The sequence below is a fragment of the Geomicrobium sp. JCM 19055 genome (genome assembly GCF_000698185.1).
Lineage (GTDB): Bacteria > Bacillota > Bacilli > Bacillales > Marinococcaceae > Geomicrobium_A > Geomicrobium_A sediminis.
On record NZ_BAXL01000034.1, the window covers coordinates 1 to 16,667 of the forward strand.

The 16,667-nt window shown below is 44.1% G+C and carries 14 protein-coding genes and 5 pseudogenes; 17 read left to right on the forward strand and 2 right to left on the reverse strand.

The window, feature by feature from the left end:
- The 10 genes and pseudogenes from JCM19055_RS27770 to hfq all read left to right on the forward strand — a co-directional run.
- A partial coding sequence (locus tag JCM19055_RS27770) for a hypothetical protein (RefSeq protein WP_042361234.1) occupies nt 1-182 on the forward strand: 182 nt, incomplete at its 5' end.
- 255 nt (nt 183-437) lie between these two features.
- Entirely contained in the window at nt 438-752 is a 315-nt protein-coding gene (locus tag JCM19055_RS21270; protein ID WP_052366639.1) for a Dps family protein, read from the forward strand.
- Nucleotides 746-916, forward strand: a complete 171-nt coding sequence (locus tag JCM19055_RS27775) for a hypothetical protein (RefSeq protein WP_193745540.1) — start codon at nt 746-748, stop codon at nt 914-916. The genes JCM19055_RS21270 and JCM19055_RS27775 overlap by 7 nt, the downstream gene beginning before the upstream one ends.
- A gap of 180 nt (nt 917-1,096) precedes the next feature.
- The gene (gene cotE / locus JCM19055_RS21275) at nt 1,097-1,819 is read left to right on the forward strand and encodes an outer spore coat protein CotE (protein WP_081833882.1); all 723 of its coding nucleotides are present in this window, start codon (nt 1,097-1,099) and stop codon (nt 1,817-1,819) included.
- 93 nt (nt 1,820-1,912) lie between these two features.
- Nucleotides 1,913-4,490, forward strand: a pseudogene (gene mutS / locus JCM19055_RS21280) (DNA mismatch repair protein MutS).
- A gap of 15 nt (nt 4,491-4,505) precedes the next feature.
- A pseudogene (gene mutL / locus JCM19055_RS21285) lies at nt 4,506-6,340 on the forward strand (DNA mismatch repair endonuclease MutL).
- A 298-nt stretch (nt 6,341-6,638) separates the two neighbouring features.
- Entirely contained in the window at nt 6,639-6,965 is a 327-nt protein-coding gene (locus JCM19055_RS30705) for a hypothetical protein (RefSeq protein ID WP_265182443.1), read from the forward strand.
- Nucleotides 6,937-7,413 (forward strand): class I SAM-dependent methyltransferase, encoded by a 477-nt coding sequence (locus tag JCM19055_RS21290; RefSeq protein ID WP_265182444.1) that lies wholly within the window; start codon nt 6,937-6,939, stop codon nt 7,411-7,413. Before JCM19055_RS30705 ends, JCM19055_RS21290 begins: the two co-directional genes overlap by 29 nt.
- A gap of 15 nt (nt 7,414-7,428) precedes the next feature.
- Nucleotides 7,429-8,363: pseudogene (gene miaA / locus JCM19055_RS21295) on the forward strand (tRNA (adenosine(37)-N6)-dimethylallyltransferase MiaA).
- 29 nt (nt 8,364-8,392) lie between these two features.
- Entirely contained in the window at nt 8,393-8,626 is a 234-nt protein-coding gene (hfq, locus tag JCM19055_RS21300; protein ID WP_042361235.1) for an RNA chaperone Hfq, read from the forward strand.
- 40 nt (nt 8,627-8,666) lie between these two features.
- Here hfq and JCM19055_RS21305 read toward each other — a convergent pair whose 3' ends face one another.
- Nucleotides 8,667-9,242: a hypothetical protein gene (locus tag JCM19055_RS21305; protein ID WP_052366641.1), complete on the reverse strand. Its 576-nt coding sequence runs from the start codon at nt 9,240-9,242 to the stop codon at nt 8,667-8,669.
- Nucleotides 9,205-9,618, reverse strand: coding sequence for a phage integrase N-terminal SAM-like domain-containing protein (locus JCM19055_RS21310; protein ID WP_042361236.1), 414 nt, complete (start codon nt 9,616-9,618; stop codon nt 9,205-9,207). Before JCM19055_RS21310 ends, JCM19055_RS21305 begins: the two co-directional genes overlap by 38 nt.
- Before the next feature lie 276 nt (nt 9,619-9,894).
- Between JCM19055_RS21310 and JCM19055_RS21315 the strand changes: the two genes are divergently transcribed.
- The 7 genes and pseudogenes from JCM19055_RS21315 (at nt 9,895) to JCM19055_RS21340 (ending at nt 15,482) form a co-directional block, all read left to right on the forward strand.
- Nucleotides 9,895-10,635, forward strand: coding sequence for an AAA family ATPase (locus JCM19055_RS21315; protein ID WP_081833885.1), 741 nt, complete (start codon nt 9,895-9,897; stop codon nt 10,633-10,635).
- Between the two features lie 22 nt (nt 10,636-10,657).
- Nucleotides 10,658-11,341: a GTPase HflX gene (hflX, locus tag JCM19055_RS30710; protein ID WP_265182450.1), complete on the forward strand. Its 684-nt coding sequence runs from the start codon at nt 10,658-10,660 to the stop codon at nt 11,339-11,341.
- Between the two features lie 68 nt (nt 11,342-11,409).
- Complete coding sequence (locus tag JCM19055_RS30715) at nt 11,410-11,880, forward strand: hypothetical protein (RefSeq protein WP_265182445.1); 471 nt, start codon at nt 11,410-11,412, stop codon at nt 11,878-11,880.
- Between the two features lie 20 nt (nt 11,881-11,900).
- Nucleotides 11,901-13,131 (forward strand): annotated as a pseudogene (locus JCM19055_RS21325) (aminotransferase class I/II-fold pyridoxal phosphate-dependent enzyme).
- Nucleotides 13,132-13,269: 138 nt separating this feature from the next.
- Nucleotides 13,270-13,653 carry a MerR family transcriptional regulator gene (locus JCM19055_RS21330; RefSeq protein WP_042361237.1) on the forward strand — a complete coding sequence of 128 codons (384 nt, stop codon included), beginning with the start codon at nt 13,270-13,272 and terminating at the stop codon, nt 13,651-13,653.
- A 93-nt stretch (nt 13,654-13,746) separates the two neighbouring features.
- A pseudogene (glnA, locus tag JCM19055_RS21335) lies at nt 13,747-15,094 on the forward strand (type I glutamate--ammonia ligase).
- A gap of 181 nt (nt 15,095-15,275) precedes the next feature.
- Nucleotides 15,276-15,482, forward strand: a complete 207-nt coding sequence (locus JCM19055_RS21340; RefSeq protein ID WP_042361238.1) for a hypothetical protein — start codon at nt 15,276-15,278, stop codon at nt 15,480-15,482.
- Nucleotides 15,483-16,667 lie beyond the last annotated feature (1,185 nt).

Genomic DNA, 16,667 nt, shown 5'->3' on the forward strand with positions numbered 1-16,667 from the left:
CAAGAGGAGGCGATGGTGTAGCAAGAGAAGACGTTGGTGTAGCAAGAGGAAGCGTTGGTGTAGCAAGAGGAAGCGTTGGTGTAGCAAGAGGAAGCGTTGATGGTGCAAGGCAATACAATGCTATTTCAGCAAATGTCCGCCCAGCATGCGATGTCCATCACGACCAAGCTTCGTGCTTCTAGGAATCTCGGTATTTTAGTGCCGAGTAGTTCAATAAGATCTAAGATAGTAAGAATGGCATCCACTGCTGTGCCAACTCGACCTACCACCGCTTTTTTTCCCCCATCCTTAAAATTCGTGGCATACTTTCTTCGCAGACGGGTAGAAAATAACTAAGCAGCAAAAAAACTTGATTATAACTATTGTTATTTAGAACGATTATAATATAATAATAGTTGTAAGAGAGATTGCGTGAAATACTTAAGGAGGCTATAACAATGGCTAAAAGACAAACTGCGAACATTAAAGGTACAAGCGCAAAGAACATGGAAAAAGAATTAAACGAACAACTGGCAAATTTACACGTCCTTTATATTAAACTTCACAACTATCACTGGTACATCAAAGGTCAACATTTCTTCTCGCTTCATGAGAAGTTCGAAGAGATGTATGACAAAGTGAAAGGTCACATCGATGAATATGCTGAGCAAATGCTCGTCGTTCAGGTGAAACCACTTGCTACGATGAAAGACTATTTGCAAGTAGCGACGATTGACGAAGCGACTGGCAACAAGTCAGAAGAAGAATGGTAAAAGATTTATCTGAAGATCTCCAAAGAATGAGTGCAGATCTCTATGAAGTAATGGAGCAACTTGAAGACAAGCAAGCGATGTCCCTTGCAGATGCAATTCAAGAAATTGCCCGCGACTTCCAGAAAGACGATTGGATGTTACGTGCCTACTTGGACAAAGAATAAGCGTTTAGAAGAACCAGCCATATGGCTGGTTCTTTTTTTTGTTTCGCCTAATAAGATAGGTGTAGAAGAGCTTCACGAAAATAATCAAAATGAATGTGCATGAAGTTTGCCTTTGCTCATACATATGTATAAGAAGAGGCATATTGGCGCCGGTATACTGAAAAAAGGGAGGAACGCGACGTGTCTGAACAACACTATCGTGAAATTATTACGAAAGCTGTTTGTGGAAAAGGTAGGAAATACTCAAAAACTACACACACGATTTGCCCTCAACATAAACCGACGAGCATCTTAGGGTGTTGGGTCATTAACCATCGTTACGATGCTGTTCGTAAAGGAGATAGCATCCAAATTAAAGGAACGTATGACATTAACGTTTGGTATTCCTATGAAAAGAATACGAAAACGGACGTTGCAACGAATACCGTTTCGTATCATGAAAGCATTCCGTTAAAAATGCGACCGGATGAACTGATTACCGATGAACTTGACGTAATCGCTCGCTCGACGAAGCAGCCTCATACGTTAGAAGCGTTAATTGCTGAAAATGGTACGGATGTGAACGTTGAAGTAGAAAAAGAGTTTGCCGCAGAAGTGGTCGGTGAAACGAAAGTTTGCGTACTCGTACACCCAGATAAAGAAGATGCCCACTATCAAGATGTAAAGTGGAGCGAAGAAGTGTCAGATCAAGAGTTAAAAGATAGCATTGATCCGAAATTTCTAGAACGCAGACCGCCTCGGGAATTCGGGGGGAGAAAAAGAGGCGAGCGGGGAGAACGTGGAGAGCGAGATCGTTTTGAGCATGCTGAGCGGGATCGCTTTGAACACCATGATCGTGACCGCGATCGAGACAAAGACCGTGACCATCAAAAAGAAGAGAAATTCGAAGATAAAAAGAGTTAACCAGGAGGGCATTCTCCTGGTTTTTCTTCGTCTAAAACGAACAATTTATGCTATAATTTGACCTAGTTCGCGTTAGAATGAGAGGGAATAATTGTGGCACAACAAACACCGATGATGCAGCAATATTTATCAATAAAGAGCGAGTACAAAGATGCATTTTTGTTCTTTAGGCTCGGTGATTTTTATGAACTTTTTCATGAAGACGCCATTCAAGCTGCTCAATTACTTGAAATTACATTAACGAAACGGGGAAAGGGCGACGACGCGATTCCAATGTGCGGTGTTCCTTATCACTCGGCAGAATCATACATCGATAAAATTATAGAAAAAGGCTACAAAATCGCTGTCTGTGAACAAGTGGAAGACCCAAGGGAAGCGAAAGGCGTTGTAAAGCGTGACGTCGTGCGGGTCATTACACCAGGAACGGTGATGGAAGGACGAGCATTAAGCGCTGAAGAAAATCATTACATCGCCGCGCTAAGCTTTCATAAAGACAAAATCGCGTATGCGAAAAGTGATTTAACGACCGGCGAAACAGAAGCAGGCATCGTCACTGATGAGCTCGTTGAACTTGAACGTGTGTTGTTCATTGATGGCATGAAAGAGTTGATCGTGAGTCACGACTACCCAGGGGATTTGAAAAGCTGGCTTAAAGCCGTTCCATTTACGGTCTCATTTGATGATCAAGACACGATTCCAGAGCCACTTCAATCGTTGTACGACGGACAAGATGAAGCGGTTGAAAAAGCAGTTGGACGAGTATGGTCGTATTTAAGTGAAACGCAAAAACGATCCCTTGATCATTTGCAGCCAGTAACCGTTAGAATGTCGCAACAATTTATGCAAATGGACGCCCATACGCGACGGAACTTAGAGCTTACGTCGTCGCTTATTGATCGCACGAAAAAGGTACGCTTTTCGGGTTGCTTGACGAAACGAAAACCGCAATGGGAAGCCGTCGACTTCGTCGCTGGATCGAGTCACCGTTGTATCATCAACAAGCGATTGAGCGCCGTTTGGAACTTGTGAACAAGCTTAAAGATGAAATGCTTGAGCGCGTCAACATTCAAGATGCGTTGCAAAACGTTTATGACTTGGAGCGATTAGTCGGGAAAGTCGCCTATGGCAACGTGAACGCACGAGAACTTGTTCAATTAAAGCGCTCGCTGCAACAAGCGCCGTCCATTTTTGAAGCGGTGAACAAGCTCGGCATCGAAGGGCGTGCCGTAACAAAAGAAGCGGAGTTGTGTGAAACGCTTGCCGATCATTTGCAAAATGCACTTGTAGATGAACCGCCAATTTCTACGAAAGACGGAGGCATGATTCGTAAAGGGTTTCATGAACAATTGGACGAATACCGCGAAGCCAATGAAAACGGCAAAACGTGCTTAGCAATTTAGAGCGGGAAGAACGTGAAAAGTCGTCGATTAAGACATTGAAAATCGGTTATAACCGTGTGTTCGGCTACTATTTAGAAGTGTCTCGCGGGCAATCACACCTCGTTCCCGACTACTTTGAGCGTAAACAGACGTTAACGAATGCGGAGCGCTACGTCACTCCTGAACTAAAAGATATGGAACGAAAGATTCTCGACGCGCAAGAGAAAATGGAGGTTCTTGAGTACGACTTGTTCGTGCAAATTCGGGAAACGACAAAAGCTCAAATTACGAAAATCCAACAACTCGCGAAAGTGATTTCTTACATCGACGTTTTGCAAGGGTTTGCGGTTGTGAGCGAAAACCGACGCTTTACGCGACCGTCGTTTACCGATGATCGTACGTTAAACCTCGTAAACAGTCGTCACCCGGTCGTTGAAGTGACGATCCCTGCCGGCGATTACGTCGCAAACGACGTGCACTTGCACGAAGAGCGAGAGATGTTACTCATCACAGGTCCGAACATGGCCGGAAAAAGTACGTACATGAGGCAAGTGGCGATCATCAGCATAATGGCGCAAATCGGGTGCTACGTGCCGTCTGACACCGCACAACTGCCTCGATTTGATCGGATTTTCACACGTATCGGTGCCGCTGATGATCTTGTGAGCGGTCAAAGTACGTTTATGGTCGAAATGGTTGAAACTGAATATGCGTTAAATCAAGCGACGAACAATAGTTTAATTTTGCTCGATGAAATCGGTCGGGGGACGTCGACATATGATGGCATGGCTTTAGCGCAAGCGATTATCGAATTTATTCATGAACGGGTGCGAGCGAAGACATTGTTTTCGACGCATTATCATGAATTGACGGTACTCGAAGAGGAGCTAGAGACACTTGATAATGTGCACGTAAAAGCAGAGGAAGAAGACGGCAATGTGGTCTTCTTACACCGTGTAGAAAAAGGGCGAGCGGACAAAAGTTACGGCATTCACGTCGCGAAGTTGGCCTCGTTGCCGACTGAAGTGACTGACCGTGCGGAAACGTTATTAAAAACGTATGAAAGTGGACAACCAACAGCGCCGGTTCAAGAACGAACTGAACCGATGCCAGATGAGCAGTTAACGTTGTTTGAAGAACCGAAACGAGCGGAAAAAGTGAAAGAGCCGAAACCGACGACTGATCGTGAGCTTGCTCAATTGAAAGAAGAACTACAGCAGCTTGACGTCCTTCATTTAACGCCGTTTGAAGCGTTAGAGAAACTGTACGAATGGCAACGAAAATTGCGTTAAGAAAGTGTGAGTGCAATGAATACAATCATTCAACTGGACGAACATTTATCAAATAAAATCGCCGCAGGTGAAGTTGTGGAGCGTCCCGCTTCGGTCGTGAAAGAATTACTCGAGAATGCGATTGACGCGGGTAGCACTGAAATCGACGTTGCAGTTGAAGAAGGTGGCCTGTCGTCGATTGTGATCATCGATAACGGTCACGGTGTACCAGAAGATGAAGTGGAGCTCGCCTTTTTACGCCATGCAACGAGCAAAATCAAAAAAGAATCCGACTTGCACCGCATTGAAACACTCGGTTTTCGAGGGGAAGCGTTGCCGAGTATCGCGTCAGTGAGCAAACTAACGATTGAAACGAGCGCAAATGGCAATGCAGGTGTTGAGTTGACGTATCAAGGTGGACGATTGATCGGAAGAACGAAAGCAAAGGCACGACAAGGCACGAAGATTGCAGTTCGGGAACTGTTCTTCAACACCCCTGCTCGCTTAAAGCACGTGAAAACAATTAACACCGAACTCGGCAAGATTACTGATATTATGAACCGGGCGGCGTTATCACGACCAGACATTTCATTTCGCTTTACTCATAACCATAAGCAAATGCTGTTCACGAATGGTCGTGGTGATTTGCGTCATGTGATGTTTGCGATATACGGCAAGCAAGTGATGGAGAAGGCACTCCCGATCCATCATGAGACGCTTGACTACACGATTACAGGGTTCGTCATTGAACCAGAAGTGAACCGGGCGAGTAGACATTATATGAGTACGTTTATTAACGGTCGCTACATTCGTCACTTCCCGTTAGTGAAAGCGATTGAACAAGCGTACTACACCCGTTTGCCGTCGCACCGTCATCCGATTGTCGTTCTGTCCATTGCGATGGACCATTCTCTCGTTGATGTGAACGTTCATCCGTCTAAGTGGGACGTGAGGCTCAGTAAGGAAGAGGCGCTTTTACAAGAAGTCACCGAAAGCATTGAGCGCCGCTTAGCGCGCGAAACACTTATACCTGAACAAACGTCAAACGACGTCATAAAAGAGAAGACACCCGTGTTTGAAGAAACCCCACTGCCATTGTCTTATTCAGAGAAGCAACCTGTTCGAGAAACGGTTGAAGAGCCCGTTCCATCACACTACGAAGTTGAATCGATCGTTAAACAAGAACCAAACGTCGACGTGCCAGTGGAACGAGTAGTAGTACCTACACCTACGCCACAACCTGAGCCTGAAGTAAAGGAAGAACAACGAGAAGAAGCATCCAAAGAGCGTATTCCGCCCCTTTACCCGATTGGGCAACTGCATGGCACGTACATTTTGGCTCAAAATGATCGGGCTTGTACATGATCGACCAACACGCAGCGCAAGAGCGAATTTATTACGAAGAGTTTCATGCGTTGCTGTATAAGAAAAATCGAGACGTGCAAGAATTGTTAATTCCGTTCGTGATGGAATTTACGAATGAAGAAGTCATTCATATTGAGCAGTTGCAAGAAGACTTTCAATCGATTGGTTTGTATATGGAGCGCTTCGGGCAACAAGCGTACCGTGTGAGTGCGCATCCGACATGGTTCCCGAAAGGTCAAGAAGAAGAGACGATTCGTGAGCTGACGAATCAAGCGCTTGAGCTTAAGAAACCAGATGTTGTCGCTTTACGTGAAGAAGCAGCGATTCTCATGTCGTGCAAAGCGGCAATTAAAGCCAATCGCCATTTGCGAAATGATGAACTTCTGAGTTTGATTGAGCGTCTACGTGCCTGCGAGGAGCCGTTTACGTGCCCTCACGGACGGAATATCTTCGTTCATGTAACGACATATGAGCTTGAGAAAATGTTTAAACGTGTCATGAATTGACAAATCGTTCCTTGATTGTCACATGCTCGTTGTTTAAATGATTTGTTCTATGATACACTAGGAAAAGACAACTTGTATGACATGGGATTGTTATACGAAAGAATGACAGATAAAGGAGTAGAGAGACATGACACCGATGGATTTAGTAGCCATCCTTGGCATTACGTTTATAGCTGTAGTTGTAGCAGTCGTTATGGCATACGTTCTATTTAAATACTCCGCGAAGAACTAACGTCGAATACGAGGTGCTACCCGCTTAGGGGAGCACCTCCTTTTCAATAAGAAAGGAAATGCATTCATGCTCATTACGACAAGTCGTAAGCCAACATTACCGATGCTTCAAAAAGCAAAGCGCTTGTCGCACGAGTGGAACGTCCCGCACCTTGCCAGGGAGAAGCGGACGATTGCGAGCATGCACCACACAGACACTGCGGTCTATATGGTCGGGAAAAATGGCAAAGACGTGCTCTACAATAAAGGTCATGATGATTTCTTTTTTTCATCCGAGTATGGCGACGATTCGCATACAACGACTCGAAAAAGGGGGTCACGATCCGTTTGCCACTATTACAACATTGCAACATGGCGATTCGTTTTTGGACTTAACGTTAGGCCTTGCGAGTGATAGCATCGTAGCAAGTTACCTCGTCGGAAAAGACGGAATCGTTCACGGTGTTGAAAAGCAGCAGACTGTTGCAGAAATTGTCAAAAGTGGCCTGAGCACGTGGGATGATGGCAGCGAGTCGCTACTTGACGCGATGCGTCGCATTCAAGTCATTCAACGTGATCATACCGAATACTTACGAACGTTAGCTGATCAATCGTTTGATGTCGTCTACCTTGATCCGATGTTCGAACGAACGATCGATGAGTCTTTATCACTAAATGGCTTACGAGCATCCGCGAGTTATGACACGTTACAATCAAAAACATTAGATGAAGCGAGACGTGTGGCTAGAAAGCATGTTATTTTAAAAGCAGAAAGTAGTAGCTCATTATGGGAAAAGTATTCGTTTGAGAGGCTGGAAAAACGCCCATCCAGAACGAGTTACGGCGCATTACGTCGATTATAAGGAAAGGAGAAGGCTATGAAATGTCCTCTCGTTGTTATCGTCGGACCAACCGCTGTCGGAAAGACGGCACTTGGCATCGCGCTTTCTAAGGCGTTTAATGGTGAAGTTATTAATGGTGATGCGTTCCAAGTGTATGAGCGGTTAAATATCGGCACTGCAAAAGTGACCGAAGAAGAGAAAGACAACGTGCCGCACCATTTGCTTGATATAAAAAAGCCAGATGAATCATTTAGCGCCGCCGAGTTTCAACGTACCGCAAAAGAGACGATCACAGACATTCATGAGCGCAAACGTCTGCCAATTTTAGTCGGTGGTACAGGCATGTACGTCAAAGGCGTTACGTCAGACTGGTCGTTTCAAGAAGAAAAAGCAGACCGAGACGTTCAACAACAGTTAGAAGCGATTGCTTTAGAGCCGAATGGAACGAACGGTTACATGCACGACTTCATAGCCTTGATCAAGCGGCGGCTGCGCGGATTCATCCGAACAACATTCGGAAGATGATTCGGGCGATTGAGCTGTTAGAACGTGGGCACGATGCACCAAAACCACTGCAATCGGTTGACAACTCGCCATATCATCTGATTATGATTGGGTTAACGATGGACCGAGGCGCGCTTTATGAACGAATTGAGCGCCGCGTCGACGTCATGCTCGAACAAGGTCTGTTTGAAGAAGTCCAGCAGCTTTACGAAGAAGGTTTACGAGACGAACAAGCGATGAAAGCGATTGGCTACAAAGAATGGATTGATTATTTCGAAGGGAAAGCATCCTTTGAGCACGTCGTTGAGACGATCAAAACCCATTCAAGGCAATTTGCCAAACGGCAACTCACGTGGTTTCGTAACAAAGAAACGGTCCATTGGTTTGACAGTGAGCAAGAAAAACATGACCATTTTACGGGAATTGTTCAATTTCTTGCAGGAGAATTGGAAAAAATGTCGAATTAGACAGCAGACATAATTAGGGGGGCTCCGCGGTGAAAAACGTCAATATTCAAGATCAATTTCTGAACACGCTTAGAAAAGAAAACATCTCGATTACCGTATTCTTAACGAATGGCTTTCAGATTCGCGGTTACTTAAAGGCATTTGATAATTTTACGATCATCATTGATACGGACGGAAAGCAGCAACTCGTATACAAGCATGCGATCTCAACGTTTTCCCCTTCAAAAAACGTACAGTTACAACTGGATCCATCTGAATCGTAACGAAAAAAGCTCGTCATCGTTTAAAGATGATGAGCTTTTTTCATCGAATCGGCAATGGTTTCGTACCGCAGCAATACGAGCTCTGAATGCAAACCGAGCTGGGTTTGAATGTCTTTTGTCGAACGACTGAACGTAAGGCGTTCACGATAAACGTATGGCGCATATGTTGTGCGCTTCGACCGAGCGGAATACCAGCGCGACGAAGTTCTTCGCGGATCATTTTCTGAATCGCCACGATCGTTAAACGCTTTGGTTTGTCTTCTTCATACGACCAGCGATACGTCTGGCGTTTAAAGTCAAACGCGACGAACAACGGGTGTTCGTTGCCACGCACAGGTTTCACCGCTTTAGGAATCACATCCAGATAGTTTGCAAGCAGCGTTTGGTCTTTTTGTTGAAGCGTAATTTTCCTTGGATTCACTTCGCCGTCGACAGGCGTAACAAAAAGCGTGTTCGACGAGAGCAAATGATCGATATGAAGACCGTGTAATTCTTGCAAGCGTAAGCCATAAAAGAGAATCAACCGCAACATAATCAAATTTCTCGGTGCAAGCAGCGGACGTGATTGTTTTTGATCATCATTCAGTCCTTCGATGGATGCAGTAGATTGTAGCAACTGGTCGATTTCTTTTTTTCGTAAAAAGATCGTCTTCAGTTAACGGCTCATCCTCTTCGTCTGGCAATATGACGTGCTCGATCGGATTGTCTGAGAGTACGTTCTGGTGCATCAAATGGTTAAAGTAGCTATGTAACACACGGTAGACCCGTTTGTATGTTTTATGCTTATAATGGCGCTCTTGAATGAGATGTTTCATAAAGTGTTCTAATGTCTCTTTCGTATACGCAGGATGGTTCGTCACGTCGATAAACGAATAAAAGTCAGCGAGATCATACGCATACCTGCGGACCGTTGATGATTTCCGGCCTTTAGCTGTGAGTTGTTCTAAGTATTGGTTTGCTGTTGTTGGCAACTGTTCTTGTAAAGGGTGCAACGGTTTACTCCTTTCGATACAATGATGGTGATGAGTCTGCTTCGTTGCACATTTTCATATCGGGTTGCGTAAGATATGGGCAAACACCCGTGATGGAAATGTACGGAGGGATGATGATGAGTTATGCTCACGAGCAGAAAACAAAAATTCGTGTGCGACTGCGTGAAAAAGAGATAAAAAAAAGAACCGCACGTAAACACGACGAACATTAACTATTTACTCCAAAAAGCAGAATTCGAACTCGAAAAGCTCATTGGCGTTGAAAACGTGAAAGCCATGGTTCGTGAAATTTATGCTTGGGTTCATATTAACCGTTGTCGTGAAAAACATCAATTGAAGACAGAAGCCCATTCAATGCACATGATCTTTAAAGGAAATCCAGGTACAGGGAAAACAACCGCTGCGCGTCTTGTCGGTCGATTATTAAAAGACCTCGGGTATTTAAGTAAAGGTCATTTTATTGAAGCAGAGCGGGCGGACCTTGTCGGGGAGTACATCGGCCAAACCGCACAAAAGACGAGAGAGCTGCTACAAAAAGCTCACGGTGGGGTCCTGTTCATTGATGAGGCGTATGCGTTAAATCGTGGTGGAGAGAAGGATTTCGGAAAAGAAGCGGTCGACACGCTCGTGAAAGCGATGGATGAAGGAAACCATTCGTTTATATTAATTTTAGCTGGGTATTCGAAAGAAATGGAACAGTTTATTACGCTAAACCCTGGGCTTCCTTCACGATTTCCGATTCAGTTGGATTTTCCTGACTTTTCAATGGATCAGATGATGATGATCGCAGAGAATATGTTGCAATCAAGAGATTACGTATGGACGATTGATGCAAAAGAAAAACTGAAGAAGAAATTAGATGATCAAAAAGGTAGAGCAAGAGAACCGTTCAGTAATGGCAGGGCAATTCGAAACGCCATTGAAAAGGCGATCCGCTCTCACGCAGTTCGCATCGTGAAAGAACAAACAGAAAAAGACATCGATGCTTTAAAAACATTAACGGAACGAGATTTCTAGGAGGTTAGATCATTTGGAACGAGTGATCGTCGTAGCAGTTATTGAAGAAAACGAAAAAGAAGAAGAAGCACAGCAGTCGCTTGAAGAGTTAAAGAGCTTAGTCCACACCGCCCACGGAACGGTCGTTCACACCGAAACGCAAAACCGTAAAACCGCTCACGTCACGAGTTATGTCGGGTCAGGGAAGATGGAAGAATTAAAAGAGCTCGTTGAAGAACATGAGGCGGACGTAATCATCATTAACGGTGAACTTTCGCCTCGACAAGGCTATACGTTGAGTGCGAACACCGAAGCGGCGGTCATTGACCGTACGCAACTCATTTTGGACATTTTTGCTGAACGTGCACGGACGAAAGAAGGACGAATACAAGTGGAGCTCGCGCAAATGACGTATTTGTTGCCGAGGCTTCGTGGACAAGGACATTCGTTGTCGAGGCTCGGTGGTGGAATTGGGACGAGAGGTCCTGGTGAGACAAAGCTTGAAACCGACCGCCGTCATATACAACGTCGGATGGACGAGTTAAAGCGCGAGTTAAAACGAATCGTCAAACACCGTCAGTTGCTCAAAAACAACAAACACCAACGCCTCGTCCCGAAAGTGGCGCTCGTCGGGTATACGAACGCAGGGAAAACGACGCTCTTAAATGCATTAACCGATGAAGAGGCGTTTGCTGAAGACCTTTTATTTGCAACACTCGACCGTTAACCCGGGAATACCGCTTACCTTCTGGGTTACACGTCGCAATTAGTGATACGGTTGGTTTTATTCGCGACTTGCCAACAACGTTAATCGCTGCCTTTCGCTCAACGCTTGAAGAAGTGTCCGACAGTGATTTGTTGCTACGTGTCATTGACGTCACGAGTCCGTACATGAGTGAAGAGCAAGAAACGATCGACACGTTATTAGAGGAACTCGGTGCAACAGGTATTCCGTCGATTACAGTATTGAACAAATATGATCGAACGAACCCAATTCCAAATGGAGTAGAACAACTGAAAAACCCGAAAGTCTACATTAGTGCAAAGCATAAAGACAACCTGGAAGCTTTGAACGCGCAAATTGAAATCGCACTTAAAGAAGACATGCAGGCGTATTCGTTATCTGTCGATGCTTCAGAAGGAAAACGGCTCGCGAGACTCAAAACGACGACAATCGTCGAGCATATTGAATTTGATGAGACCGACGAAGTGTATACGGTCACAGGCTTTGCAAACCGAAGCCACCCAGAAATAAATCAACAGTGAAAAGATGAAGGAGTTTCAACATGAATACAGTCATTCAACAATGGAACGATGAAACATTAGAAGAATTGCAACACATCTATAAGCAAATCGACATCGTTTGTGAACAGAATCAAGCAAAAGTGCTTGATGCGTACCAAGCGGAAAGCATCTCAAGCTATCATTTAAATGGTTCAGACGGTTACGGGTATGACGATGAAGGACGTGACGCACTCGGTCGTGTTTACGCTCGTATATTTGGAACGGAAGCAGCGATCGTGCGTCCTCAGTTTGTATCAGGGACGCACGCCATTACTGCGGCACTGTTCGGGAACTTACGGCCTGGAGATGAGCTCGTTTATGCAAGTGGAGAACCGTATGCGACGATGAAAGAAGTTGTAGGTTTAAACGGGGATCAAGCGGGGAACTTCAAACAATACGGGATGACAACAAAAGTCGTGCCGCTTGATGACACAGGTCGTGTAGACGTTGCCTCGTAAACGATACGATCACTGCGAAGACGAAATGGGTCGTTCTTCAACGCTCATGTGGGTATGACGATCGCCCGTCAATTTCTATTGAAGAGATGAAGTATCAAATCCAATCAATTAAAGCGCGACACGGTCACGTACATATTTTCGTTGATAATTGCTACGGAGAATTTGCGGAAGAACTTGAACCGGGTCACATCGGTGCCGATTTGTTAGCAGGATCTCTCATTAAAAACCAGGTGGCGGCATTACGAAAACTGGCGGGTACATTGCCGGTAAAGAATCATTTGTCGTACAAGCCTCAGCTCGCCTTGCGGCTCCTGGCATTGGTATGGAAGCCGGAGCGACAGGTGCTTTTCTACAAGATGCGTACCATGGATTGTTTATCGCACCGACGGTCGTTGCCGATGCGATTAAAGGCGCCCATTATACAGCTTCGATGCTTGAGAAAGCAGGTTACGAGACGACACCGTCGTCAACGACGAGAAGAACCGATCTCATTCAAGCGGTTCAGTTTGGAAATGCGGAAGACATGATTTCATTTTGCCAAAGCATTCAACACCATTCTCCAATCGATGCGAAGGCAACACCGATTCCGGGACCATTACCTGGGTATGACGGTGACGTTATTATGGCAGCAGGAACGTTTGTGCTCGGAGCGAGCATTGAACTAAGTGCAGATGGCCCAGTAGCACCGCCATATACGGCTTACGTGCAAGGTGGATTAACGTTCGCACACTGTAAAGTTGCAATTCGAAGAGCGCTACAATCGATGATCGATTAGCTCATGTTAACTTTTTTTTAACATCATTTACGGAAAAAAAGTTGACATGGTAGTACCGATCTCTTAAAATAAGTAATATATTCACACAATATAAGACGTAAAGCGGTTCTTTTCTCAGCAGGAGAAAGGGGGAGCAACATGGAACAGAGTGAACGATTGCATATGCCTTTGTTCTCCATTCGCATCGTGAAGGAATTAACCGATCTCACCCCAAGACAGATTCGTTACTATGAATCTCATGGGTTCGTAAAGCCTGCACGTACAGAGGGCAATCAGCGTTTATTCTCATTCGCTGATGTTGACCGGCTACTTGACATTAAGCAATTAATTGATCGTGGCGTGAACATGGCAGGCATTAAAGAGATGATGATGGAGCAAGAACAAAAGTACAAGAAAGAACAAGAAGAACGTGAAGAACTGAAGAAGCTTCGCGAACAGATGAAGCGAGAAGCTCTGCACCATCCGAATCAGAAGAAAGCATCGATGATTCAAGGACAACTTTCACACTTCTACAAATCATAGTGATCCCTTACATCTGAACCCAATCAGGTGTAAGTCACATACAGTGAAGCTTTAAGGCTTTGCATTATTAAATGAAAAGGGGAATAAAGACACATGGCAAAGTATACGCGCGAAGATATTACAAGACTTGCACAAGAAGAAGATGTCGTATTCATCCGTTTACAATTCACGGATCTTCAAGGAACGATCAAGAACGTAGAGATCCCTGTTGATCAATTAGAGAAAGCCTTAGACAATGAAATGATGTTTGACGGTTCTTCAATTGAAGGTTTCGTACGTATTGAAGAGTCAGACATGTACCTATACCCAGATCTTGATACGTGGGTTGTATTCCCTTGGACGCCAGATAAAGGCAAAGTCGCACGCTTAATTTGTGACATTTACGAGCCGAGCGAGCCAGGCGAAGCACCAACACCATTTGCAGGCGACCCGCGCGGCATTTTGAAGCGAGTACTTAAAGAAGCTGAAGAAATGGGCTTCACCGACTTCAACATTGGACCAGAGCCAGAATTCTTCCTTTTCAAGAACGACGAAAAAGGCGAACCAACAATGGAACTAAACGACAAAGGTGGTTACTTCGACCTTGCACCAACGGACTTAGGCGAAAACTGCGTCGTGACATCGTTCTTGAACTCATGAAAATGGACTTCGAAATCGAAGCATCTCACCATGAGGTAGCGCCAGGACAACACGAAATTGACTTCAAATACGCAGATGCGATCACAACATGTGATAACATCCAAACGTTTAAATTAGCCGTTAAGACAATTGCTAGAAAGCACGGTCTTCACGCGACATTCATGCCAAAACCACTCTTTGGTGTGAACGGTTCAGGAATGCACTGTAACATGTCCCTATTCAAAGGCGACAAGAACGCATTCTACGACGAAAGCACAAAGTCTCAGCTTAGCGAAACAGCAATGCACTTCCTAGCTGGAATCTTAGACCATGCGAAAGCATTTACAGCGATCACAAACCCAATCGTTAACTCGTACAAGCGCCTTGTACCAGGTTACGAAGCACCGGTTTACATCGCTTGGTCACTAAGAAACCGTAGCCCACTCGTACGAATCCCGTCTTCACGTAAGGCGAGCACGCGGATCGAAGTACGTAGCCCAGACCCAGCAGCGAACCCATACCTTGCGATGGCAGCGCTTCTTGCATCTGGCCTTGACGGAATCAAGCGCAAGCTTCAAGCTCCTGAAGAAACAGACCGCAACATCTACATCATGAGCGAAGAAGAGTTACAAGAAGAAGGAATCGAAGCCCTACCAGGTAGCCTCAAAGGTGCCGTAGACGAACTCAAAGCTGACAAAGTCCTCGTAGAAGCCTAGGCGAACACGCAATGGAACACTTTGTTGAAGCGAAAGAGATCGAATGGGATATGTTCCGCACGCAAGTGCACCCGTGGGAGCGCGAGCAGTATATGAGTTCTTACTAAGAGCTAGAAAGCCTTATCCTGAGAGGGATAGGGCTTTTTTATTTGCCTTCGATAATGAAGAGGGTATCAAGTTGAAGATCATAGAAGAGTAATAATTATTTTTCATTTCTGTGAACTTTTACAATGTTAGGCGTTTACGTGTTAAAGTATTGTTAGTACATTTAACATGGAGGGTTTACAAATGGAATATATAACAATTCAGGAATTAAACAAAGTCGACGACAATAACGGCAGTGTCCGATTAATATACTCCGAGAGAGACATTAGAAAAGCTGTGAATGTGAGTGTGTCTGATGGTGTTTATGTTTTTAAGCAGTACGATTTAGCTTATGAGAAACGTGTTAAGTTGATTGAGCATATTGAAGATATGTGGGGTTCGTACCACTAAGATAAAATTCATATAAATTACTCAGTTTGAAACTGTTACTGATGAAAAATGGTACATGCATTGATACAGCTGATGTACTATCTTTGTTGTGTAGTTGTGTACATCAAAAAGAAAAATGGAAATAGTTGCTAGCTATTAAGTATTAATATTATAGATAATTAGTGCTATGATTGAGGTTCCATTATTTGCTCGCAATGGTCGAGTGATCACCCCGCAATTAACCGTGCGGGGTGTTTTTTTTACACAAAAAAAGCGCATTTGGAGCGAATGCGCAAATAAGGAGAAGGTTACATATAATCCTAATGCCATATGCAAAAAGAAATTTTAATAACACAAAAAAGCACGCCCCATAAAGGGACGTGTCAAGGTTAATGCGAGAACAAAACAAAGGACTGCTGTAGTTAAATTATGTACAAGTTCTTAAGGAGGTATACATAAGGTAAGGGAACGAACTTGCTGAAATGGTGACTCTCAACGCAATTACTCTGTATGGATAGCTTAACCAAAAGTTTTGGTAAATGTCAGCACAAAAGAGAGGAGATTATGCTTATATTAAATTTATAGCGGAGGGTCATGCAGCATCTATATCCCACTAGGGTGTTAGACGGCACCCTCCTTCACTATAATATGATGGCAATAAAGATTTATTATATGATTTCCGTAATTTAAATATTCATTTTTTTAGTAAAGGGACAATTTTTTTAATTTGTATTTATTCTCGGTCCTGAGAACTTATCTTTATGGTTATTTTATTCTTCAATAATGTGTCTATTCAAATTCTAGAAGTTTAAGAGTTTGATTACCACAGCGCGTAACCTCATCACCTACAGTGCACGAACGGTTTATAATAATACTATGGTTTGTAATAAGTAGTCCGACTTTTAAAAGGAGGAATTACTGTGAATGTTATTGTTAGTATCACGAGTGCTCTTTATAGTAGTGTGATCGTGTTTGTTTAATGGTTTACACACTTTTAAAAAAACAAAATCAATGTCTTATATGGAATATTGATTTTTTCAGGAATAAGTATTGTGATGGGTTTGCTAATGTCGTTGCTGATAACAGGAACGTTGGTTGGTGAATGGATGCTAATAAACATCGTCTATCTGTTATCAGGATTGCTGTTCTTTATCATTAATCGGTGTTAAGTGCGAAATATGCGTCCACACAACTTTAAAACAGTTG